This is a genomic window from Nostoc sp. JL23 (assembly GCF_017115065.1).
Taxonomy (GTDB): Bacteria; Cyanobacteriota; Cyanobacteriia; order Cyanobacteriales; family Nostocaceae; genus Nostoc; species Nostoc punctiforme_A.
In genome coordinates this window covers 35,003-58,990 of the sequence record NZ_JABXKN010000124.1, presented here as the reverse complement: position 1 = coordinate 58,990, position 23,988 = coordinate 35,003, and the positions used below count along the sequence as shown (strand labels likewise).

Here is a 23,988-nt window from a genome sequence, read left to right as displayed (position 1 = left end):
AACTTTACTACTGGCTTCCTGACAATGGACGTTTAATTTCCAAAAAAAGTGCCATCCTGCCTGAAGTTTAGGCAACAGCAATTTTACTTAGTATTAAAATAAACATAGATTAAATTTACTTCATTACCCTTATGTAGCCCTGATTTGATTACTAAGTTGGTCAAATTTGAACTAAATAGAAACACAGTTGGGGTTGGATTGTATTTCTAAATATGTATAAGTGTATCTAAATTTGAGAATTTTGTTATAAAAATTGAGCCGCGTCATCAGCGATCGCCAGTTAAGTTGGGCTAAATTGATTAAAATAAGTTGAATTGGAATCGAAGTCGTAATCATTAAAATTTGATTGGGAAATTATCAAGCTTTCAAAATTCGGTCAATATTACTCTATAAGAAAGGAATACCAAAATTTTTCAATCCCGAAAACAAGCTAAAGATAAAGATGCAAAATTTGGGAATCAATTTAGGATGTGCAATACGTAACCCTGTTTGCAACTATCTGGAAATATGACATCTGCGAGCGGCAAAGTGAGGCTTTGCCTGGAGAGCTAAGAGTGGGAGAGGAAAGATTCAAGGTTCAATATACAAGTAAAATTCATGGCTGATGTTCCTGCCTAAGTACTATGAGTGCGGGACACGCATCATCTGGACAATCGCTTACTTGGCAGAGATTAAGTATTTATCTTCAGGAGATTTCATGAGAATAGCAGTTGCTAAAGAAATTGAAGTTTGTGAACGTCGTGTGGCATTAATTCCTGACACAGTTGCCCGATTGGTAAAACAAGGTTTGGAAGTTTGGGTAGAAACAGGTGCAGGAGAGCGATCTTTTTTCAGCGATACTGACTATGAAGCAGCAGGAGCCACAATAATTGGCGATACTGCCAAATTATGGGGCGAAACAGATATTCTGTTGAAAGTCAGTCCACCACAGGAACGAGAAGATGGACGTTCAGAAGTTGATTTGTTAAAGGAAGGGGCTGTATTAGTCAGTTTTCTCAATCCTTTGGGAAATCCTGTTGTAGCCCAGCAACTAGCAAATCGGAAAGTCACAGCCTTGAGTATGGAAATGATCCCCCGTACTACCAGGGCGCAAAGTATGGATGCTTTGTCTTCGCAAGCTTCATTAGCAGGTTACAAAGCAGTATTAATTGCGGCAGCTGCATTACCGAAATACTTCCCAATGTTAACCACAGCCGCAGGTACGATCGCTCCAGCGAAAGTATTTATTATGGGTGCTGGTGTAGCCGGATTGCAAGCGATCGCTACCGCCAGACGTTTGGGAGCAGTGGTAGAAGCCTTTGATATCCGTCCCGCCGTTAAAGAAGAAGTGCAAAGCTTAGGGGCAAAATTCGTTGAAGTCAAATTAGACGAAGAAACCGTCGCTGCTGGTGGTTACGCCAAGGAAATCTCTGAGGCTAGCAAACAACGCACTCAAGAAGTTGTCGCCGAACACATTAAGAATTCTGATGTGGTGATTACTACCGCCCAAGTTCCTGGAAGACAAGCACCACGGCTCGTCACAGAAGAAATGGTGGCACAAATGAAACCAGGTTCAGTGATTGTGGATTTGGCTGCTGAACAGGGTGGTAATTGCGCCTGTACAGAACCCGGTAAAGATATTGTCTGGAACGGTGTGACAATTATCGGCCCCATCAATCTCCCATCATCGATGCCAATTCACGCCAGCCAATTGTATGCCAAGAACGTTACTTCGTTGATGCAATTGCTAATTAAAGACAAAGCTTTGCAGGTGGACTTTAGCGACGACATCGTTGATGCAGCTTGCGTTACCCACGCTGGTGAAATTCGCAATCAACGAGTGCGGGATGCACTACAAGCTTTGAATACTCAACAACCGGCGGTTAATTAGGGAATGGAAAATGAAGGGGATAAGGGGACAAAGAGAATAACCAATGCCCCATGCTCAATGCCCCATTCCCATTTATACAAGGAGTTTTGATTTCATGACAGAGGCATTACTTGCTGCTTTGTTTGTATTTGTGTTGGCATCTTTTATCGGCTTTGAAGTCATCAACAAAATCCCACCGACTCTACACACACCGTTAATGTCAGGCTCAAACGCGATTTCTGGGATTGCGGTACTGGGAGCAATAGTTGCTGCTGGTGCAAGAGACACGAGTGTGTCAGTAATTCTCGGTTTGATTGCTGTGGTATTGGCAACAATCAACGTTGTGGGTGGTTTTTTAGTCACAGACAGAATGTTGCAAATGTTCAAGAAGAAGGAGATTAAGGCGTGAGCGACTTTTTACCAACTGGCATTCAGCTGACGTACTTAGTCGCTGCATCGTTATTCATTCTGGGCTTGAAAAAGCTGGGATCACCTGCTACAGCGAGAAACGGTAATATTGTAGCGGCTGTGGGGATGCTGCTGGCAATTGTGGCAACAATGCTCGATCAGCATGTGTTGAACTACGAGATGATATTGTTGGGCTTGGCGATTGGATCGCTGATTGGTGCGATCGTTGCCTACAAAGTCCAAATGACCGAAATGCCCCAAATGGTGGGTTTACTCAACGGTTTGGGCGGTGCGGCTTCGGCATTAGTAGCTGTTGCCGAATTTTGGCGGTTATTAGATAGTTCTCAGGCGATACCGCTAGATGTGAACATTTCCATGCTGTTGGATGTGTTAATCGGTGGTGTTACCTTCACAGGTAGTTTTTTAGCCTTTGCCAAATTGCAAGGTTTAATTAGCGGTTCCCCGATTACATTTCCATTCCAGCAACCATTTAACCTTTTGCTTCTGGGTGCTTATATAGTAGGCAGTGCCTATTTAATCATCACACCAGATAGCTTACCCATATTCTTGGGAGTGGTAGCTGTTTCTTTAGTGTTGGGTGTGATGTTCGTCATCCCCATTGGTGGCGGCGATATGCCAGTAGTAATCTCGCTGTTGAACTCCTTGTCAGGTGTGGCGGCGGCGGCGGCTGGATTCGTGGTGATGAACAATATGTTAATCATCGCTGGTGCTTTGGTAGGAGCATCGGGCTTAATCCTTACCGAGATTATGTGTAAGGCAATGAACCGCTCCTTATTTAGTGTGCTGTTCAGCGCTTTTGGTACAGGTTCTAGTTCGGGTGGTGGTGCTGCTAGTGGTGGTGCAACCGATCAAAGCGTCCGCAGTATCGATCCTGAAGAAGGGGCGATGATGTTGGGTTATGCCCGTTCTGTGGTAATTGTGCCCGGTTATGGTATGGCGGTTGCCCAAGCGCAACATAGCGTCCGGGAATTGTCGGATCAGTTGGAAAAAATGGGCGTTGATGTCAAGTATGCCATTCACCCCGTTGCTGGGAGAATGCCGGGGCACATGAATGTGTTGCTGGCGGAGGCAAATGTGCCTTATACACAGTTGTATGATATGGATGATATTAATCCCCAGTTCGATCAAGCGGATGTCGCTTTAGTAATTGGGGCAAATGATGTTGTAAATCCGGCGGCGCGGAGTGATACAAATAGCCCGATTTATGGTATGCCGATTTTGGAAGTGGATCGGGCGAAGCAGACGATTGTGATTAAGCGCGGGATGAGTACGGGTTTTGCCGGTGTAGATAATGAGTTGTTCTACAAGGATAAAACTACGATGCTTTTTGGTAGCGCGAAGGATATGGTGGCGAAGTTGGTTTCGGAAGTGAAGCAGCTTTAAGAGAAACGAACCGCAAAGGCGCTAAGGGCGCGAAGTAAAGAAAGAATGTAGAGAGTTGGTTTGCCTTGGGGGTGTGATATTCCCAGGGCAATTTTTTTAGTTAATCAAAAAATACTTATGTCATTAGGAGTATTTATAGAAAATTTATTTGTTTTAGTTTATGTTTAAACTAATTAAAGGTTAACTTGCCTTTTTTTATAAATTATTATTTTCAACTAATTTTACGAGAAGAATTATGTTAATCCTTATGTCCATATAATTTTTCCATAGAATCCGCATAATCAATTAATTTCTTTTGATCAGATGAAGATATTAATTCTCTCAAATCAAGAAGTACGTCTCCGGGTATCGAAAATTTAACATAGTCATCATTTTGGGAAACAATTTTCATTGTATGTGCCCATCTATCAATAGTTTGTGACCATTGTAGCCAATAGTATTTTGTAGGATAGTTTATAACTTCATTGAAGGGAGGTCTTAAATCCCAAATTAGTTTTTTTTCTAGCGCTCCAAGCGCATCGTCTGATAAGTTCTTAAAAGAACTAGTGTAAATTACTACAAAATTATTTCCACCTAACTTTTGAATTAACTGTTGAATAAATTTGAAAGCCCTTATTTTATGATGGTTTCGCCAACGCTCTGCAACAGTTTGCTGGGTTGCTACTCCTATATAGAGAATTTGACTAAATTCCTCCAATTCTTTTTTATTGTTTAGTGCTACAACATAAATACCAGGTGAATTAGGTAATGATTGAAGGTCATTCAGATCATAAACTTTTCCAGAGTTAAAAAAATTAGAAAATGTTTTTATGTCTGTTGTCAGTTTTTTTACTGTTAAAATATCTAGCATTTTGTTATGTAAATATAATATTGTTTGTATCTGCTACAGTGTTCTCAACCTCTAGGCAGAGTAAAAGATTGCTGTATACATTAGGGATACAACAATACTTGTCTCCTAAATATCATCTCCTATACTAGGATTAGTATAATTTATAGCATAGTAGATATTTAACCGCCGTCATGCGATCGCTCTCTTGTGACTCTGTGTTCTCTGCGCCTCTGTGGTTCGTTAAAAAGAGCGATCCGATCGCTAACTTTTTATTGAAATACTTAGGGAAAGCCCACTACAGGCATCGTCCTCTTCTGTTCCTCTGGGTTCTCTGCGCCTCTGTGGTTCGTTAAAAAGAGCGTGGGTATCGACTGTTAAATCTCCACAGTGCGTAAGTGTTGGCGTAGCCTCTCGTAGAGAATGCATCGCTTATTTTTTTCTAACTAATTGTCCTTTTCATCGGAATTTGTATCCAGAACTCACAGCCATTAGCAGGTTCAGAAACACACTTGATAGTACCACCGTGTTTTTCTACAATAATTTGGTAACTAATAGATAACCCTAAACCAGTACCTTGTCCAGGTTGTTTGGTGGTAAAGAAAGGTTCAAAAATGCGCGATCGCACAATCTCTGGAATCCCACAACCATTGTCAGCAATCCAAATCAGAATAGTATTCCCTTGTATGGCTTCTGTACGTATCCAAATTTTAGGATTGTCAATTTTTTTTCTACTAGTTGCTGAGTTTTCCAGTGCATCGATCGCGTTGTTGAGAATATTCATAAATACCTGATTCATCTGGGCTGCATAACAGACTACTGGAGGCAATTCACCATATTGTTTAACTACCTCAATAGCAAAAGAATTAGTTTGTGCTTGCAGTCGATGTTGTAAAATTAGCAAAGTACTGTCGATACCTTCATGAAGGTCAACTTGCTTCATTCCTGCTTCGTCAAGTCGAGAAAAACTTCGTAACGACAACACTAATTGAGAGATCCGATCTGCCCCCATCTTCATTGAAGCCAGAATTTTGGGCAAGTCATCATTAATAAAATCTAAATCTAGTGCTGCTACTTGCTTTTTAATTTCCTCTGTTGTCTCAGGATACTGTTTCTGATAAAGGTGCAGTAATTTAAATAAATTTTCGGTATGTTCGGTAACATAAGTGATATTCCCATAAATGAAACTAATTGGGTTATTAATTTCATGTGCTACACCAGCAACTAACTGCCCCAAACCTGCCATTTTCTCACTTTGAATTAACTGGCTCTGAGTATGCTGTAATTCTTTAAGAGTCTGGGTAATTTCTTCTTTTTGACGTTGAGTTTGTTCTAGTAATTCTGCTTGCTGAAGTCCTACGCCTAACTGAGTACCAATTTGCATCAGCAAATCTACCTCATCTTCTTGCCAATCACGGGGTTTGATATTTTGATAAGCTGCTAGCAATCCCCAAAGTTTCTCACCCTGAAAAATCGGCACAATCATATATGCCCTAGCTTCCATTAGTTCAATCAGGGCAATATAAGGAATAGAATCATCAGTGCTGTAAACATCCTTAATCACCAGAGTTTTACCATTAGCAAAATCCTCGCCTTGGGTTTCTTGCAAGTAATTACTTGGGTAGGCATAGCCCGTCGTAGACATCGCAGGTACAATTTCTTTTACTGGTGTCCAACCTTCGGCTAAAGACTCAGCAACAAATTCGCCACTCCAATCAGTCCCGAATCGATAGATTGTCACTCGGTCAACTTCCAATAGCCGTCGGACTTCTTCTGTACTGGTCGCAAAAATGGTGTCAATATCAAGAGAGTGGCGGATTTTCTCCACTGTTGCAGCTAAAGCCTTCTGCCTTTCGGCTGCTTTCCGTTCTCGTTCCGCGGCATTAGCCAGTTTTTGGGCTTGCACCTGCATCTGTGTCAAGGATTCAGCTTGCTGTAATGCTACCCCCAATTGAACGCCAACTTGTGCTAGCAAGTTGATTTCTTCATCTTGCCAATAACGGGGCTGGGAGTTTTGATAAGCTACTAGTAATCCCCACAGCTTTTCGCCCTGAGAAATTGGTACAAAAACTTCATTACGTGCATATTTACCCGCTTGTTTTCCTTGCACTAGAACGCTTTCTGTCACAGGCTGTGGCTTAACCATTGGTGTCCAACCATCAACGATGGAATCAGCCACAAATTCCCCACTCCAATCAGGATAGAAGCGATAAATTGCGACTCGTTCCACTTCTAATAACCGACGAACTTCTTGAGTAGTGGTTTTAAATATGACTTCAATATCAAGAGACTGACGAATTTTTTCTACCGTGTTTGCTAATGCCCTTTGCCTTTGGGCAGCTTTGCTGATATGTGCTGCTTGAATCTGCATTTGTTGGATAAATTCCACTTGCTGCAAAGCCACACCTAGTTGAGTGCCAACTTGGGTAAGCAAGTAAACCTCATCTTTCTGCCAATCACGGGTTCCAGCATTTTGGTATGCTGCTAGCATGCCCCAGAGCTTCTGACCGTGGTAAATGGCAACGATCGCATAAGCTCTTGCTTGATATATCTCTAAAATTTTAATGTAGCAGTCACTAAACCCTGAATTGTAAATATCATTACAAATCCGGTACACTTCACATTGAGTGAAGCTACCACCTTCTGTATCTTGTAAATATGTATCAGCGACTGGGGGATTAGCTAAATCTTTGGCGCTACATTTGCTGACGTTCTCTTTCAATTCCGGCCGTTGCGACTGTTGATCGATGAGGGAAACCCAACCCTCTGCCACTGATTCAAATACGAATTCACCACTCCAATCGGGATTAAAGCGATAAATAGCCACGCGGTCAGCATTTAGTAGCTGCCTAAGTTCTGCGGTGGTTGTGTGGAAAATATTTTCCAAATCTAGGGACTGACGAATTTTCTCAATGGTGATGGCTATGATTTTCTGCCATTGGGCTGCTTTTTCTCTGGCTTTTGCTTGTGCTAGTTCTGCTGATTGTAGTTTTACTTGTTCTAGGTAGTCTGCTTGCTGTAAAGCAACCCCTAGATGTTCGGCGATTAATTGCACAAACTCAATTTCTGATGCTTCCCATTGTCGAGGACTACCACACTGATGAATACACAACAATCCCCATAAATCTTTACCTTTGATCAAGGGGGCAGTTATACTGGCACGTACTTGGAATTTTTCTAGAATCTGAATATAGCAATCACTGGCATTAACTTGATAAATATCAGCTATTGCTTTAATCCGGCCTTGGTGATATATTCCTGCGAATTTCTCACTAAAGCAGTGATCGCGCAGTTTGGCTGCTAATGCCGAATCCCATTCTGTTGCTACATCTTCATAGATAAATTCCCCTTCCCATGCCAAATTAGGATAAAAACGAAACACGCCAACTCGATCGCTTTTTAGAAGTTGGCGAACTTCAGTGACTGTAATTTTGAAGATAGTTTCTATGTCTAGAGACTCCCGAATACGGGCAATAACTCCAGATAAGGCTTTTTGTTGCTCATTCTGACGCAAGGAGTATGTCACATCTGAATGAGATTCTTGCCGTTCTGAATTTGGTTCTATGGGTTGATTAGTAGAGAAGTTTTCCATTCCCAGTGGGACTTTAAATATTGAAAGTCTTCTATCTCATGATTCCCGTTGCGATCGCAAAGGTAACAGTTATTTCCTGGGATATCATACAAAATAGTGTAGGGACACGATAATATCGCGTCCCTACAATCAAGATTTTCAATTATGAGAAAATTATCGCCGCTTGGGAGTGCCGCTGCGGGTGGTGCGTTTCTCTTCATCTCGGCGACGGCGATCGCGCCAATCTGCCAGGGTCAAATAACCAATACCACCAGTGACTACTACGAGCAGCACTACAGCAAATAAAGCCAAAATACTCAAGAATGGACTTTCCACAATGCCTCTACAGTCCGTTACGTCCCCACACTACCATTGCAATTGACCAAGTGAACACAACTAACAGTGATACCCAACCTAGTGTCAAAATCTCCATAGTCCCACTTTTCAAATAATTACAAAAGGTTTCTAATATTTATCATACAGGGATTGGGCCGGCTGAGATTTTTTTATCAGTGACATTGTTAAGTTTTGCGTGCGAGCGCAAAAAAGATACGAGATTTTATTGGTACGCTAATACTTTAAGCAATGATAAAGACGAATGTAAAAAAGTAGCGATCGCGGTTTCTGACTTGATGCTTTGGGAATACTAGGGCTATGCATATATATTTTCAATTCTGCAACCCCCTAATATCATGCCAACATTTTTCGACTATCCTTTCCACTCCAACGGTTTTGTTCCCCACGGACATTGTTATCTCTGGCAAACTGGATTAGTTTGGCTGCACATTATTTCTGATGCCACGATCGCTCTAGCCTATTATTCTATTCCCTTCCTACTGATTTACTTTATTTCCAAGCGTAAAGACGTTCCTTTTAATGGAGTCTTTTTGTTATTTAGTGCTTTTATCATTGCTTGCGGTACTGGACACTTGATGGATATTTGGACACTTTGGCATCCAGACTATTGGATTGCAGGTAGTTTAAAAGCTCTAACTGCCATTATTTCCATATATACGGCATTTGCGTTATTTTCTCTCATGCCTCAAGCTCTGACACTACCCAGTCCAGCCCAGTTGGAAGCTATCAATGAAACGCTTTCCACTGAAATTGTCGAGCGTAAGCGCATCGAAAAAGAATTACGCTTTGCAGAAGAAGTCGCTCAAAACTCTAGCCAAGCCAAGAGTGAATTTCTGGCCAATATGAGTCACGAACTACGCACACCTCTTAACGGTATTCTGGGCTATACACAAATTCTCCAACGCACAGAATCTTTGAGTGAAAAAGGACGTAAAGGAGTCAGCATTATTTATCAATGTGGTTCTCATCTTTTAACCCTAATTAATGATGTTCTGGATCTTTCCAAAATAGAAGCCCGAAAACTAGAATTGTATCCTGTTGATTTCTACTTACCTGCCTTTATAGATAGCGTGACTGAAATTTCCCGCATCCGGGCAGAACAAAAGGTGATTGCATTTCACGTCCAACTCGATCCTGATTTACCAACGGGCATTCATGCTGATGAAAAACGCTTGCGGCAAGTACTGATTAACTTGCTTAGTAATGCGATTAAATTTACTAATGAAGGCAGTGTCACCTTCAAAGTTAAGGTCATTACTCAACAATTAAATACCAATGAACAGACTAACTACAAAATTCGCTTTGAGGTAATAGATACTGGTGCGGGGATAATCGCTGCACAAGCCCAGAAAATTTTCCAACCCTTTGAACAAGTAGGAAATCAAAAACGACAATCTGAAGGTACAGGCTTGGGATTAGCAATCAGCCAAAACATTGTTTTGTTGATGGGTGGTCAAATTCAAGTGGAAAGTGAATTTGGCAAAGGAAGCACTTTCTGGTTCGAGGCAGAATTTCCAGAATCTAAAGACTGGGCAAAAGTTTCTAGAGTAGTTGAACAAGGAACTATTATTGCTTATCAAGGACAAAGGCGCACCATTTTGATTGCGGATGACAAATGGGAAAATCGATCGGTAATTGTAAATTTACTAGAGCCAGTTGGGTTTACTGTTGTAGAAGCTAGCCAAGGTGAGGAAGGATGGGAAAAAGTCCTAGCCCAAAAACCAGACTTGATTATCACTGACCTCGTAATGCCTATATTGAATGGATTTGAGTTGATAGAACGTTTGCGTCAATCTGAGCAATTTAAAGAGATTGCTGTTATCGCTTCCTCAGCCAGTGTGTTTGCAGCCGACCAATACAAGAGTATTGATGTAGGTGCAAATGCATTTCTACCAAAGCCTATAGAAGCTGAAACGCTGCTGGAAATGCTACGACAATTTTTGCAACTGGAATGGATTTTTGACGTGAAGGTAGATGAAATCAAAAAAAACAATACAGATGCTTTCGATCGACCAAATGAGATGATTTCTCCTGGCAAAGAGATTTTACAAGATTTACTCGAACTAACGCAAGACGGTGATATTCAAAAAGTTTTGGAAATGGTCGAAGAACTTTCAGCATCTGATGAGCATTTAAGCATTTTTGTCAACCAGGTCGTCCAACTTGCTAGTAATTTCCAACTTAAACGTTTGGAAACTTTTATTCAACAACACATAAATTAATTTGAGTTAAGAAATTTAAATTTAAAATTCATCATGAAAAAAACTCAAAATAATGGATTTATATTGATTGTGGATGATAATCCGACAAATTTATCTGTGCTGTGTGAAGCGCTCAATAGTGAGGGTTTTCGTTTTCGTGTTGCTATCGATGGAGAAAGTGCGATCGCCCAAGCCGAACGTAATCAACCGGAGTTGATTTTGCTGGATATACAAATGCCCGGTATTGACGGATTTGAAACTTGTCGCCGCCTCAAAGCCAATCCTGTTACCCAAAACATTCCGATTATTTTCACTACTGCCTTAGCAGATACAGAGAGCAAAACGAAGGGATTTTCCCTTGGCGCAGTAGACTATATCCCTAAACCCTTTGCACAAGAGGAAGTCATTGCGAGAGTGCGTGTACATTTACAACTCAAACAATTGACTGAATCTTTGGAACAACAAGTTAACGATCGCACCAAGGATTTGCAAAAAGCTCAAGTCCAATTAGTGCAGCAAGAGAAACTATCAACACTCGGAGAGCTAATCGCTGGTATTGGCCATGAAATCAATAACCCCATCAACTTTATTTCCAGCAACATTCCACCCTTGCAAGAATATATTACAGCAGTCACTGAGTTGCTTCTACTATATGAACAAGAGTATCCCAACCCAACAGGCAAAATTACTAATACTATTGAGAACTTGGATCTGAAATTTGTCCTCGAAGATATGGGAAAAATCTTGAACTCACTCCAGATAGGAAGTGAACGAATTCAAAACCTTTCTAATTCACTCCGCAACTTCTCTCGCTCAGATAGTGATGCCAAAATACCTGCTGATTTGCATCAAGGACTAGATAGTACACTGGTGATTTTACAACACCGCCTCAAGGCTAATGGCGATCTTCCCGGCATTGAAGTTATTAAAATTTATGGAATATTACCAGAGGTAAATTGCTATCTAGGGCAGATGAATCAAGTATTTATGAACATTCTGGCAAATGCAATTGATGCCCTTGATGAAGCTATCATGGAAGGCAAAAAGAGCAATCTAATTCCTCAGATTAAAATTACCACAGAAATAGATTCTGAAAAATTAGTTATAATTCAGATTGCTGACAATGGGATTGGTATTCCTGAACAGCTTAAAAAACGATTGTTTGAGCCGTTGTTTACTACAAAAACTGTTGGTAAAGGCACTGGACTTGGCTTATCTATTGCATATCAAATAGTTGTAGAGAAACACAATGGTATTTTAGAAGTGAATTCTCAACCTGGCATAGGAACCGAGTTTATCATCAAAATTCCTACATGAGAACAACATTTGATTAATTACAAAACAGCTCTAGCATTGATCATATTGGAGACTGGGGAAGAATTTTCCCAATACCCAATCCCTAATTTAGATATAGAGTGAAACCAACTTTAGATTCTCAATTAATGGCAGAACGCATAGAATCCCTCAAGGCTGGAATAATTGGGGGTTTATCTGTGTGTTTTAGCTTCGCGATCGCTAGTCTGTTGAATACTCTAGTACTAGCAAAGTATTTTCAAACACTTGCAAGCCTGCACAGTGATATTAACTGGCACTTGTGGTGGAGTGGTGCAGTTGCAACTTTTACTGGTTTCCTATTTGGTGTCACCTACCGCTATATCATCCGCTCTGATAAAAATCCTCAACTCAAAGCTGGTGGCGTGTTAGCCTTTGGCTTGGTGCGCGGATTAACTCAGATAGAACTTGGGTATAATTCTAATATCACAATTTGGCCTTTTTTTGTGTTGGCGGCAGAAAGTTTGTTCTGGTTTGCGCTGGCTGCGATCGCTCTTGATCTTGCTATTCAATTCCGTTGGGTTAAACCTTTTTCATCAATCTAAATTTCCTTTCTCTATGTTGTGAAATTGTGATATTACAGCTAGCTGTAGTTCAAATAAATCAAAAAGGCTGTAAGTATCACATTTTGTAGTAAAATAAATACAAAAAGCTTACAAAGGGAATTGTGTAATTATTCTAAACATGTATAAATAACCACTAAAATTAATTATAATTACTATATTACATAATATGAATACTAAAATATCCCACTATTATCTGATAGTCGATTTGGAAGCTACATGCTGCAACAATAAAACTATTCCCCGTCACCAAATGGAAATAATCGAAATCGGTGCAGTGATGCTCAATCGAACAACGTGGGAAATTGATTCAGAGTTTCAGCAATTCATCCAATCTGTGAGACATCCGCAACTTACAGATTTTTGCACAGAATTGACTAGTATTCGGCAGCAAGATGTTGACAAAGCACCAAAATTTTTAGAGGTAATTTCTCGCTTCAAAGACTGGATTAATTTATTTCCCAATCATATTTTTTGTTCTTGGGGTAATTACGACAAAAAGCAATTTATTCAAGATTATGCGTTTCATAATTTTTCTTATCCTTTTACTTCAGAACATATAAATATTAAAGAGGAGTTTTCGGAATATCTTGGCGTGTCTAAAAAATTTGGTATGGCACAGGCTCTCAATGAGTTGGGGATAGAATTAAAAGGCACACACCATCGTGGTATTGATGATGCCCACAATATTGCAGCTATCTACAGACAGATGAAAAGCAACCGATGATATTCATCGGCGTATACTTCCCCGAACCAGACATTCCCATAATAGAAACGTATTCGTCATTCTCATTTGAATGATTTACACGGGTAGGGTAGCACAGCTAGCCGTGCTACCCTAAGTGGTTAATTATTTCTATCTAAACCTGATGCTCGTAGGCGTAGCCTGTCGTAGACATTGCTGGAAACTAGCGCTCTAACTTTTCGCTAAATCCCGTTACTTATGTAACATAATTACGAATTAAGGATTTTTAAAGTTCGGTGTTTGTTACGGACTATCCATAGTAGAACAATTAGCAATACAAGCGCTTTGATCGTTGATGGCTCCACTACCTTCTTCACTTCCGTGGGGGTTTGAGGAGTAACATTACACGGAACCTCAATGATCTGTGTGTGATTGGAACCATTACCACTAGGAGTCAGATCGCATTCGCCTTTATTGGTCAGAGACAAAGGTGCATTTTCTGGAGAAATAGGTATAGGTGGTTGAACTGAAGAAACAGGTGTCGATGGTTGACCTGAAGAACTATCGCCACTCAGTAGTAGAAGCAGAATTAAACCAAGACCCCCAACGCCGATTATTGGCCAAAGTGGAAAGGAATTAGGACTGTCTGGTACCAAGACATCTCCCGTAGAGCCAGGGAAAGCATCAAAAGCTATTGTTTCTCCATCCAAGGCCAGTGGATTGTCACTTAGCAAAGTCTCTCCTGCGATATCTTCTCCTAAGAGCTGATTAAATTCCGCTGGAATCGCATTGTTGGGACGTCCGAGTTCCCCACCATCTTCGGAGTATGGAAAGGATAGCACTTCAAAAATCTTCTGTTGGAGTTGGTGCTGATCTCCAGAACTCAACGCATCCAAGCCTGTAGAGATTTTATCTAAATAAAAATTAGTCATCTCTGGCGACAGACCTAGAGACTGAATCTGCTCTTGAATATTGGAAATTTTTGAAGCCTCTTCAAACAGCAATCGTCCGTATGACAATTTCAGGTCTAGTAACCCACTACGGAGGCTAACAGAGTCATTGACTCCTGAGTATGGTGCCCAGTAGAACTGCTTGGTTACAAGTCCGAGTCCTTCTACTGGATTGCGACCAAAAGGTTGTCCTAGAAGGTATTGAGATCCATCCATGATTGTGGGAGATGTGTTTCTCCAAAATGAGGCGTAAGGCACCGCAGAGAGATTGGGATTATTGCCGTAGAAACTAGCGAAATTCTGGAAGTTTTTCTCCCCACCAGCTGCTCGGATCAGAAGGTTTTGATAACTAGTCCCATTGTTTAACTCCACTAATCGTTGGATTACTGATCCAGTCTTATTGCAGGTCAGACCAAATCCCACATCACATGCAGGAATGACTCGCATCTTGCTCAAATTCTGGTTATTAATTTGGTACTGGAGATACTCAGACTCCAGTCCTTGTTGGATGCCATAGCGTCCAACATTTAGCTGTGCAAAAGCAGACTGACACGTAGTGAGTACTACTGCAACAGATGAAAATGCGATCGCTGCAAAGCGAACTACCTTCGGCATCGCAATTCTTTGAACAATTGATCTAGACAAGATGCACCTCCACTAAACGACAGCAATTGAATTGGGGATTGGACACAAGAGGCAGAGGGGAAAGACTTACTGCTACTTCTCCCCTGCTCCTCTGCTCCCCTACTTCCCCAATTCAACTCTTAGGTAAATAAATGTTGATCGTGATTCCCGTACCTTTAAGGTTTCCTGATGAGAGTGTGTGATATAAGACCATAGCTCGGTTTGGTTGGTCAAAAAGATACCCACGACGTGTAGGTTTGATCTTCCCTTCCTTGACCAAGGAAACGAAGGCTTGTAGATATCTACGTATACCTTGACGGTTCTCTTTACTAGTATTCGTATGATGCTCAATCAGCATCATAAAGAAGTCCAAACTACGATTTTCCTGCCCTTGAATCAGACTGCCTTCATCTAGGAAAGAACTTGCTATGAGCCTGTTATTAACTTGTTTGACCTTAAATAAAGTAAAGTAACGCCCTTCTTTTTTAGGATCGTTCGCATAACAGACCCAGGAACCCTCTTTATTTTGTGTAAAACCCTGTTCAGCAAGGTAAGAAAGCAAAGAATTACTTGCTTTAGTTTGTGGTGGAGGTAATAAATCTTCAATGGGATCTAAAGAGCAAATCCTCTGTGTTGTTTTCCGTGGATAAACAGCAGGAGCCTGCTGGGTATTGACGCGAAAGGGCTGTGTCGTTTTTCGTGGATAAACAGTAGGAGTCTGTTGGGTATTGACGCGAAAGGGCTTGTCATCAGACATTGCCATACTAGACATCGCAGCCAACGTAGATACTTGGAGAGCGATCGCTCCAAACAAACGAACTATGATATTCATGTTTTTCCTGTTACTCTTACTGACTTTGTGAATAATCGAATTTTTACTAGATTGAGATTATCTAGCAGTCCTAAATTATTTATTAAATTTAAGTGTTTGCCTGATTTGATCGAGGTAGCTTAAGTTTTCACTAATCAAATAGGACTTTTATATGTAGGTAACAAGCACAAAGAGAATCAATATCTAAATAAAACACACAATGCTAATGTCTTATTGACAAGACAAATTAGGCTTTTTGATATTTTTACATATACAAAAAACTATTGACATTGTGTCAAAACTTTTCTATTTACTCTTGTCTAATTTTTTGCCATCCTAAGAGGGTTTTATGCCTTTCTCGCTGGCTATGATGATTCCTAAAAAAGAGCTTTAGTTAGCTCTTTAGTACCTTATATAAGCAGAGTTTAAAAAGCTCTATGCTTTGCACGTTAGGGCTTTTGTTGATTTCCTGGGTAGGTTGAATAATTTTTTGTTTTTTGGAGGTAGCGCACCTAACTAACTCTTTCAGCATGGTTACAAATTGATGTATAAATAATATCTCCCTGACAGTAAAATAATATTACCATGAGCTTGAGACATGCAACAGTATTGTGGACAGTTGTCAAAGTTGTACACTGGGAATCGTAACTACCCCTTGATTAAATTTAATAGCAAATAGGTGAGAGGCAAGCTTAATTTATTTACACACTACTAGTATTTAAGAACTTAATACTAGTAGTGTGTAAACCACTAATTGTATGTCTTAAATATAACTTTTATATAAAAAAACACGTATAACTAATAGATTGCGATCGCTAACCCAAGTTTTTAATTATCCTGCCAAGCAATGTCTACGAAGGGCTACGCCTATGCAGCAAACAAAGTTAAGTTAGATTACAGGTATCAAATTTGCAATTTAGCACGCTGTTGCTGTTGTTGGCACAGATATTATAAGCCTGTAAGGCAAAGATTTATGACTTCTCGAATGCCAATTCAAAAAATGTTTGCGACAGATAGGGCATCCAAAATAAAATCATAGCCTCAACATTATTCAGGTTAATAATGTTGAGGCTATCAGCATGACAAGCGGCAAATTATGTCAATAATTGTTGATAAAGAGAACTTACACATTGACAGATAAGACAAAAAGTGCGTAAGTTCCAAATTAGTTAATTCAATTTAATTTATTACAAAGCACTGCGGCTAGTTAACGCGTTCCACAAAAAGACTGCAACAATTGCACCCAGAACTGCTACTGCAATACCGGGAATACTCAAAGAGGGAGCCGCTAGAGCAAAACTTCCTGTGCTGAAGAATACACCCAAACTACCACCAATAAAAGCACCAACGATTCCTAATAAAATTGTTGCTAAAATTCCGCCGCCTTGATGACCGGGGTAGATAGCCTTTGCGATCGCACCAGCAATTAGACCTAAAACAATCCAAGCAAGAATATTCATTGTTTTTATTTGATAAACGTTTTTTAGTGACAAATACACAATAGCAATCCAAATATTGACATTCAATCTACCAACAGAAGCAATGATCAATAGCCTTGAGGATGAACGCTATTACTTCTCATGATGAACTCCCTTTATTGAGATGGATAATAAAAAAAGCTCCTAGTAGATATGAAACCAGGAGCTAATAAATTCATTGCTTGATAATTGCAGTATATGCATTTTTAATGATTGTTCTCATCTACTTGAAGAATTAAGCTCAGGTTTGAAAGCAGATACTCTTGTAGGCTCACACTTAAGTTGATTCAACTTGTAGGATTCTGGTGCTGTAAGAGGTTTGCGCTTAGGGATTGGCGTAGCGTTTGTAGTAAAGGGCAATTACCTCTACTTGCGTTAGTGTTAAACAATAAAACCAACTGCTGTACCAATTTATCGTTCTTGCATTTCTTGCTGACGCATGGGCATAGCATCAATTTGCTCAAAAATTGCTGTTGCTTTGACTGGTATAGTTTCTTGGCGCTTAACACCACCATCTTTGCCAATCAAAATGACGCGAAAATTTTCTCGATCAACCCCAAAGCGATTTCGCAAATTGGCAGCAGAAGACTCATCTATTAACTGTCCGTTGGCATAGCTTTTATCTGTTGCTAAGACTTTAACCAGAACTAAATCCCGATCTTTAAAATCGTTTTGGCGCTGGTTAAATACCTGCATCTGTTGCTGATAGTTATGGTTATCAACAGATGGTGCAAAGATTAGTAGCACCCGGTTTTGCCATTTTTGAGAATTGAGATTAAATGAAGACATTTTGATAGTATGGGTTGAACCTTGGACATTACCAGCAATGCTGACGGGCGATAGGGCTATAGACGCGGTGAGAGTCAGGGCGATTAATACTGAGTTATTCACTTCGGGGCTTGTTAGGCTCATAATGTAGACTATGACATGAATAAGGTTTGATGAAATGTCAGAAGCTTTTCCAGACTCTTCTCAACTGCAACAATGGCATCAAGGTATTGAAATGGCTAACCGCAATAACATTTTCTGTCATTGTCGTAGTTACAGCTATGAATGGGTGGACTCTGTGATTGATGCAGTCTGTAGTAAATGCGGTAGCAAAGATGTTGAATATATCTCGTGCTGGCAGTTTCCAGACGATTGAATGAGTATCCAGATATGTAGTCGATAAATAGCGATGTCTACGACGGGCTGCGCCTACGCTACTTTTGACATTTCCTCAGAGAATTCTGGGTGATTACTTTGTTAAGCTGCGGTAATGTCTGCTTGTGCATCTAAAGCGGAATTTGAAAAAATACTCCAGCTTTTCAGATAGATCAACGGTTAACAGTACTCATGTCAGGATAGCGTTCGCCAGCTGCCACATTTTTTGGTGCAACTGTTTCCAGTCGATTCAAATCTTGTTCAGTCAGGATAATTTCGGTAGCTGCAACATTCTCCTCCAAGTAAGTACGGCGTTTTGTACCAGGGATTGGGACAATATCTTCTCCTTGAGCGAATAGCCATGCTAAAGCAAGCTGACTAGAAGTTACTCCTTTTTCGCTGGCGATCGCTTTGACTTGCTCTACTAATTGTAGGTTTTTATAAAAATTCTCACCTTGAAAACGAGGAGAATTTCTTCGATAGTCATCAGGTGCAAGATCGTCAGGGCTAGCGATCGCACCTGATAAAAATCCTCTTCCTAATGGGCTATAGGGAACAAACCCAATTCCTAATTCCCGCACGGTAGGTAAAATTTCATCCTCTGGTTCTCGACTCCAAAGAGAGTATTCGGTTTGCAGTGCAGTAATGGGGTGAACTGCTACAGCCCGTCGAATCGTCGCCGGGGCAGCTTCTGAAAGCCCCAAATAACGTACTTTTCCCAGCTTGACTAACTCTGCCATTGCCCCGACAGTATCTTCAATGGGGACAGTTGGATCTACGCGATGTTGATAATAGAGGTCAATCACCTCCACTCCCAGACGTTTTAGTGAGGCATCGCAAGCTTGATGGACATATTCTGGTCTGCCATCAACCCCTTTAAAACCACCATCTTCAGTACGGACATTGCCAAATTTAGTTGCTAAAACTACTCGATCTCGGCGATCTTTAATTGCTCTGCCTACTAGTTGCTCGTTGGTAAACGGCCCATACATATCAGCAGTATCAAGAAAATTAACTCCAAGTTCTAACGCTCGATGAATTGTCGCGATCGCCTCAATTTCATCACGACCGCTATAGAACTCAGACATTCCCATGCAACCAAGTCCGATAGTTGAAACTTCTAACCCTTGTTTGCCTAGCTTTCTGGTTCTCATAAAATAATTTCCTACTTAGTAATTGGTCTTAGAATATTACCCTTTTCAGCATTATCCCTTTCCCTTCCACTAAGTCATCTATTATTAGAAGTATTTACTGATATAAGTACGTTGATTTGCGGGTACTTCACATTTATTTTACCAGCCGTATTAAGACAGCTTTCTAGCCTACGCACTTTTACTATGGGTTTTCTAGTGAATTACTAGCCAGTTGTAGTGAAGCGATGACCAAGCGCTGTGAATTGGCTGCTGAGTTATTTTACAGCGTTGGGTCAACAACTGGCGATTTGTGGTTGTTCTGTTTTGTTGATATCTCATTTAAACTGCAAAATACACAATTGTGATGCCAAATTGCCAGAACCTTTGAACATGGTATCGTCACTTCAACTTGTTCTTAGAGGAGAAGTGGAAAGAGTTGATGGCAATTTGGTCAAATACCTACACCAATTCGAGAGACAACTTTTAGCAAAAGTTCGTTAAGCACGCACAATAATGGTCGGTTGTTACATACACCAGTCTGATTGTGATTAGTCAGAATATAGTGGTGCAATAGATTGCACTGTTACAAGAGCTAAATTCAGAGGTAAACTATGTTTCCTTTTTGGGGTAATCCATGTTATGGAAGCGAACCCATTTCGCACAAAGCTAGCTTAGAGCGGAAATTAAAATTCTTGATTTGGCTACGAGATGATTTAGAGTCTAAACTGGCTGGTATTAATGCTTCTATTGATACCGTTCGTCAGCAAATAGAACGTTCAAACTCATCTACTTAGAACTTAGCTAATACAGCAATTCATCTCATCACCTACCCAATAAGCAGGTGATGAGATGAATTGCAAGTGAATTGACGACTATTAACCAGTCAACTTAATGACACCTTGGCTAACTAGAGATTCAAGCTGAGAATGATGCTGTGTTTGGTCTCGTAGCAACTTGAGTTGCTCGTAACTGAGAATGTGTAATCCTGGCCGGACAACATAACCTTCAATGGTAATGCTTTGTGGCTGCTGGCTGTCGGTGCGATTGTAGCTAATTGAAGGCATATTTACAAAAGGGTAAGTCAGAACTGATTAGTAGAAGAGAGTTTGATTCTTCACTCTCTTACAGCTTCACACAAGTTTCTCTTAAAGAGTGACTAAAGGTTGCGTTTACCTCCCAGTATTGAAAGAAACACGATATCCCCAAGCTAATTGGTATATAAAGCAGGTAAAGCTGACTTGATTAGAAGGGGGTTCCTTTTTCTTTTTTTGTCGTTGTAATGTTTCTTCGTACCACTCTAATTCATCCAAAAATTGACCGACTCTCTGGATGAAGCAGCTTCCTGTGAAGCACCTGCTTCATCCAGAGAGTTTCCAATTTTAGAAATAGCAAAAATGCTTGAAATAGTAGGCATTCCCATCTCTGACAGAAAAGCGCGTAACTGGATGGCTTGCCCGCACTCCTCCAAAGCTACCAGCTGAGTAGTAAACAATACCAGCAGGACGGAAAAATATTCTTCTAGATAGCGTCAAGTCATCTCTGTGATTAATAAATGTGAGCTTTGTGAGGGCATAATCTACACCGCTTGCCAATCACGCACCACTTCAAAGTTAACCTATACCTGCCACTGACTCAGACATCCGTTGCAGTAAGGCTCACCATCAAAAATTGGGATATTTTACAAAAATATTTTTCAACGGTGATTTAAGTAAAGCATTTGGGAACAATCTATGGAACTCAGGTTTTTGTGGGTACTTAGGTGATTTCTAAGTACCCACAAAAAGAAGATAAACCTGTTTAAAATGCAGCCTGAGTTTCCCCAAAAGAGAATAAATCACCAAACTTGCAATATCTATAAAAATGCTTAATTCTGAAATTCAAAAAAACCTTCACCATAATTTTACTGTCAATGTTATTGAAAGTGGATTTTTTGGTTTTGGGAGTGGTTTTGCTTCATTTTTCATCATTCTTCCTCTATTTGTTAGCACTCTTACTGATTCTGCATTACTCATCGGTCTGATCCCAGCTATTCCACGCTTAGGCTGGCAACTACCGCAGCTATTAACAGCTAGTAAAGTAGCGCGTCTACAGTGTTACAAACCAACTGTAATGTTATTCACAATTCATCAGAAGCTTCCTTTTTTGGGATTAGCACTGGTGGCTTTGTTAGAACTACAACTCAATCACCAAATTATCTTACTGTTGACATTTGCCATACTCATTTGGCAAGGACTAGGCAGTGGGTTTAGCGCTACTGCTTGGCAAAGTATGGTTGCTAAAATTGTTCCCTCCAGAAAGCTTGGTATTTTTTACGGTACTTTAGCAGCATCTGGTAATCTGATGAGTATTTGTGGTGCTGCGATCGCTGGTTTACTGCTTAAGGAAATTGCTCAACCATTTAACTTTGCTCTGTGTTTTTTGTGTGCCAGTTTTGCAATGGCTCTATCTTGGTTTTTTATGTCTAGGACGCGAGAGCCATTAAGCATCACACCATCAGCCTTTGAAAGTAGACGTGAATTTTGGGACAGTCTGATTGTGATTCTTCGCTGTGATGAGAATTTCCGTTGCTTTGTGATCGCACGTATGATCTCACAGTTAGCACTGATGCCACTTCCCTTCTATACACTCTATGCCGTACATCAATATGGGATGAAAGAAGCATCTATTGGGTTAATTACGACTCTATTGATGGTTACACAAACTATTGCTGGATTGGTTTTGGGTTGGTTAGGCGATCGCACCGGTTGCAAGTTGGTTTTACAAATTGGTTGTGTTGCTTGTACGTTCAGTTCGGTTTTCGCTTGTTTGGCACCAAATGCAAACTGGTTTTACTTGGTATTTATAGGAGTAGGGATAGGTATGATAGCTCTACAAAATATTGCTGCGGTAATGACCTTAGAGTTTGGAAACCAACACCAACGACCAGCCTATATTGGTCTTGGTAATACCCTTATTGCTCCTGCTAGCATCCTTGCTCCCTTACTAGGTGGATGGATAGTGGAGAATATTGACTATAGAACTACCTTTTTGGTAGCAGCGATCGGTGCATTAGTTACAGCACTGCTTTTGCACGTAGGAGTAAGCAATCCACGCTATCTTGAACAAAATTTTAGTAACGATTCAGTTAATATTTTGCCTGAGTAGTAAGCATTTGATATGAATCAGCATTTTTATCACCCCCATAACACTGTATAAATCATTCTTGGGAGTGAAAGTTGGATGATTCTAACTATGGTATGAAGCTAAAAGCAGTTAACAAAGCATTGCAAGGTTTAGGCTCATGATATTCATGCCTCATAATTTTCTACTTGTATGGCTGTTTCAACTGCTGTCCTTTGGGGTACTTGGTGGGGGAATCTACATTCTCTATGAATGGTACGAACGAGAACTTGTAGGAACCCCCTACTTGGTGGCTGGACTAGTAATGTTTCTGTGGTCTTTTGGCGGTCATTTTATCAGTTTGCCACTGCTGCGCCGTCCTGGAGCCGAGGAACCCAAGTTTATGCGTAGCAAAACCGTGCAGCGCTTGCCACGTCCAGATGGGAGCGTGTTGCAAGTAGAGTTTTTTGGACCTGAAGATGGTCAACCAATTATCTTGTCACACGGTTGGGGGCCAAACAGTACTATATGGTATTATGCCAAACGACAACTAAGCGATCGCTTCCGAGTAATTGTTTGGGATCTACCAGGGTTAGGAAAATCCACTAAACCGAAAAACAACGATCACTCTATAGAAAAATATGCCCGTGACTTGGAAGCTGTTATTGCCATAGCAGGGGATAAACCTGTTATCTTGGTGGGACACAGCATGGGTGGGATGATTAACCTAACATTCTGCCGCCTGTTTCCAGAGCAATTGGGGAGTCGGGTGGCTGGCTTAATTCTTGTAGATACTACTTACACTAATCCGGTAAAAACTTGCATTTTTAGCAATCTGGTACGCAAATTGCAGAAACCGCTAATCGAACCTGTGTTGTACCTGACTATCGTGCTGTGGCCGATTTTTTGGTTGATGACTTGGCTCTCGTATTTGAATGGTTCGCTGTACATCACCGTCGAACTATCTGGATTTACAGGTACTGAAACACGCGGTCAACTAAGTTTTGCAGGTCTATTATCAGCATTGGGTTCGCCTGGTGTTCTGGCTCGTGGCACACTGGCAATGTTAAAGTTTGACGAAACAGACACACTTGCAACTATTAACGTTCCTGTGTTGGTTGTTTGCGGCAATTCAGATATAGCGACAAAACCTGTGGCGAGCGATCGCATGAAAGCAGAATTACCTTACTCTGAAAGAGTCACCCTAAAACCAGGTGGACACATGGCATTGATGGAACAAAACCAGCAGTTTTCTGAAGCAGTCAGCACGTTTTGTGCTGGCTGCTTATAGCTGCCTGAATCCCACATTTAGCATTCATCAAAAAATATTGCTCCAGGGTTGACGTTTCGGTGTTTCGCGCAGTCTGTAGCAACTTCCGCCTTCCCTGCAAGAACATCCGCCAAGACGTTTCGGTGTTTCGCGCAGTCTGTAGCAACTTCCGCCTTCCCTGCAAGAACATCCGCCAAGACGTTTCGGTGTTTTGCGCAGTCTGTAGCAACTTCCGCCAAGACGTTTCGGTGTTTCGCGCAGTCTGTAGGAACTTCCGTCTTCCC

General features: G+C 40.7%; 21 protein-coding genes and 1 pseudogene. 11 read left to right on the top strand and 11 right to left on the bottom strand.

Going from position 1 to position 23,988, the window contains the following annotated elements; all coding sequences use genetic code 11:
- Positions 1 to 697: 697 nt before the first annotated feature.
- From HWQ42_RS25080 to HWQ42_RS25070, 3 genes are all read left to right on the top strand, one after another.
- The gene (locus HWQ42_RS25080; protein ID WP_292816951.1) at positions 698 to 1,870 is read left to right on the top strand and encodes a Re/Si-specific NAD(P)(+) transhydrogenase subunit alpha; all 1,173 of its coding nucleotides are present in this window, start codon (positions 698 to 700) and stop codon (positions 1,868 to 1,870) included.
- A 94-nt stretch (positions 1,871 to 1,964) separates the two neighbouring features.
- Positions 1,965 to 2,258 (top strand): NAD(P) transhydrogenase subunit alpha, encoded by a 294-nt coding sequence (locus HWQ42_RS25075; RefSeq protein ID WP_012408294.1) that lies wholly within the window; start codon positions 1,965 to 1,967, stop codon positions 2,256 to 2,258.
- On the top strand, positions 2,255 to 3,661 hold the full coding sequence (locus tag HWQ42_RS25070; RefSeq protein ID WP_292816950.1) for an NAD(P)(+) transhydrogenase (Re/Si-specific) subunit beta: 1,407 nt from the start codon (positions 2,255 to 2,257) through the stop codon (positions 3,659 to 3,661). Before HWQ42_RS25075 ends, HWQ42_RS25070 begins: the two co-directional genes overlap by 4 nt.
- Positions 3,662 to 3,899: 238 nt before the next feature.
- Here HWQ42_RS25070 and HWQ42_RS25065 read toward each other — a convergent pair whose 3' ends face one another.
- From HWQ42_RS25065 to petN, 4 genes are all read right to left on the bottom strand, one after another.
- Complete coding sequence (locus HWQ42_RS25065) at positions 3,900 to 4,511, bottom strand: hypothetical protein (protein ID WP_292816949.1); 612 nt, start codon at positions 4,509 to 4,511, stop codon at positions 3,900 to 3,902.
- 418 nt (positions 4,512 to 4,929) lie between these two features.
- Complete coding sequence (locus HWQ42_RS25060; RefSeq protein ID WP_292816948.1) at positions 4,930 to 8,079, bottom strand: GAF domain-containing protein; 3,150 nt, start codon at positions 8,077 to 8,079, stop codon at positions 4,930 to 4,932.
- Positions 8,080 to 8,232: 153 nt separating this feature from the next.
- Positions 8,233 to 8,394, bottom strand: a complete 162-nt coding sequence (locus HWQ42_RS25055; RefSeq protein ID WP_292816947.1) for a hypothetical protein — start codon at positions 8,392 to 8,394, stop codon at positions 8,233 to 8,235.
- Positions 8,395 to 8,401: 7 nt separating this feature from the next.
- Positions 8,402 to 8,491: a cytochrome b6-f complex subunit PetN gene (petN, locus tag HWQ42_RS25050; RefSeq protein ID WP_012408302.1), complete on the bottom strand. Its 90-nt coding sequence runs from the start codon at positions 8,489 to 8,491 to the stop codon at positions 8,402 to 8,404.
- A 259-nt stretch (positions 8,492 to 8,750) separates the two neighbouring features.
- On the opposite strand from petN, the gene HWQ42_RS25045 reads away from it, so the two are divergent.
- The 4 genes from HWQ42_RS25045 to HWQ42_RS25030 all read left to right on the top strand — a co-directional run bounded on the left by HWQ42_RS25045 (position 8,751) and on the right by HWQ42_RS25030 (position 13,238).
- On the top strand, positions 8,751 to 10,637 hold the full coding sequence (locus HWQ42_RS25045; protein ID WP_292816946.1) for an ATP-binding protein: 1,887 nt from the start codon (positions 8,751 to 8,753) through the stop codon (positions 10,635 to 10,637).
- Between the two features lie 33 nt (positions 10,638 to 10,670).
- Complete coding sequence (locus tag HWQ42_RS25040; protein ID WP_292816945.1) at positions 10,671 to 11,933, top strand: response regulator; 1,263 nt, start codon at positions 10,671 to 10,673, stop codon at positions 11,931 to 11,933.
- A 125-nt stretch (positions 11,934 to 12,058) separates the two neighbouring features.
- Positions 12,059 to 12,493, top strand: a complete 435-nt coding sequence (locus HWQ42_RS25035) for a hypothetical protein (RefSeq protein WP_292816964.1) — start codon at positions 12,059 to 12,061, stop codon at positions 12,491 to 12,493.
- A gap of 187 nt (positions 12,494 to 12,680) precedes the next feature.
- Positions 12,681 to 13,238, top strand: coding sequence for a 3'-5' exonuclease (locus HWQ42_RS25030; protein ID WP_292816944.1), 558 nt, complete (start codon positions 12,681 to 12,683; stop codon positions 13,236 to 13,238).
- Here the strand turns inward: HWQ42_RS25030 and HWQ42_RS35625 are convergent.
- The 5 genes and pseudogenes from HWQ42_RS35625 to HWQ42_RS25010 form a co-directional block, all read right to left on the bottom strand.
- A pseudogene (locus HWQ42_RS35625) lies at positions 13,228 to 13,317 on the bottom strand (macrolide ABC transporter ATP-binding protein); the annotation flags it as partial. The gene HWQ42_RS25030 and the pseudogene HWQ42_RS35625 overlap by 11 nt on opposite strands.
- Positions 13,318 to 13,465: 148 nt before the next feature.
- On the bottom strand, positions 13,466 to 14,791 hold the full coding sequence (locus HWQ42_RS25025) for a hypothetical protein (protein WP_292816943.1): 1,326 nt from the start codon (positions 14,789 to 14,791) through the stop codon (positions 13,466 to 13,468).
- A gap of 112 nt (positions 14,792 to 14,903) precedes the next feature.
- Positions 14,904 to 15,602, bottom strand: coding sequence for a hypothetical protein (locus HWQ42_RS25020; RefSeq protein WP_292816942.1), 699 nt, complete (start codon positions 15,600 to 15,602; stop codon positions 14,904 to 14,906).
- A gap of 1,166 nt (positions 15,603 to 16,768) precedes the next feature.
- The gene (locus HWQ42_RS25015) at positions 16,769 to 17,041 is read right to left on the bottom strand and encodes a GlsB/YeaQ/YmgE family stress response membrane protein (protein ID WP_104909288.1); all 273 of its coding nucleotides are present in this window, start codon (positions 17,039 to 17,041) and stop codon (positions 16,769 to 16,771) included.
- A 429-nt stretch (positions 17,042 to 17,470) separates the two neighbouring features.
- Positions 17,471 to 17,971 (bottom strand): DUF4174 domain-containing protein, encoded by a 501-nt coding sequence (locus HWQ42_RS25010; RefSeq protein ID WP_292816941.1) that lies wholly within the window; start codon positions 17,969 to 17,971, stop codon positions 17,471 to 17,473.
- Between the two features lie 34 nt (positions 17,972 to 18,005).
- Here HWQ42_RS25010 and HWQ42_RS25005 point away from each other — a divergent pair, with 34 nt between their 5' ends.
- Positions 18,006 to 18,203 (top strand): hypothetical protein, encoded by a 198-nt coding sequence (locus tag HWQ42_RS25005; RefSeq protein ID WP_292816940.1) that lies wholly within the window; start codon positions 18,006 to 18,008, stop codon positions 18,201 to 18,203.
- Positions 18,204 to 18,375: 172 nt separating this feature from the next.
- On the opposite strand, the gene HWQ42_RS25000 is transcribed toward HWQ42_RS25005, so the two are convergent.
- Positions 18,376 to 19,356, bottom strand: coding sequence for an aldo/keto reductase (locus tag HWQ42_RS25000; RefSeq protein ID WP_292816939.1), 981 nt, complete (start codon positions 19,354 to 19,356; stop codon positions 18,376 to 18,378).
- A 590-nt stretch (positions 19,357 to 19,946) separates the two neighbouring features.
- Here HWQ42_RS25000 and HWQ42_RS24995 point away from each other — a divergent pair.
- A complete protein-coding gene (locus HWQ42_RS24995; protein WP_292730563.1) occupies positions 19,947 to 20,129 on the top strand; it encodes a hypothetical protein in 183 nt (60 codons plus the stop codon).
- 81 nt (positions 20,130 to 20,210) lie between these two features.
- Here the strand turns inward: HWQ42_RS24995 and HWQ42_RS24990 are convergent, their stop codons facing one another.
- On the bottom strand, positions 20,211 to 20,399 hold the full coding sequence (locus tag HWQ42_RS24990) for a hypothetical protein (RefSeq protein ID WP_292730565.1): 189 nt from the start codon (positions 20,397 to 20,399) through the stop codon (positions 20,211 to 20,213).
- A 796-nt stretch (positions 20,400 to 21,195) separates the two neighbouring features.
- Here HWQ42_RS24990 and HWQ42_RS24985 point away from each other — a divergent pair.
- Both HWQ42_RS24985 and HWQ42_RS24980 read left to right on the top strand, forming a co-directional pair.
- Positions 21,196 to 22,479, top strand: a complete 1,284-nt coding sequence (locus HWQ42_RS24985; protein ID WP_292816938.1) for an MFS transporter — start codon at positions 21,196 to 21,198, stop codon at positions 22,477 to 22,479.
- Between the two features lie 145 nt (positions 22,480 to 22,624).
- The gene (locus tag HWQ42_RS24980; RefSeq protein WP_292816937.1) at positions 22,625 to 23,725 is read left to right on the top strand and encodes an alpha/beta hydrolase; all 1,101 of its coding nucleotides are present in this window, start codon (positions 22,625 to 22,627) and stop codon (positions 23,723 to 23,725) included.
- Positions 23,726 to 23,988: the final 263 nt, after the last annotated feature.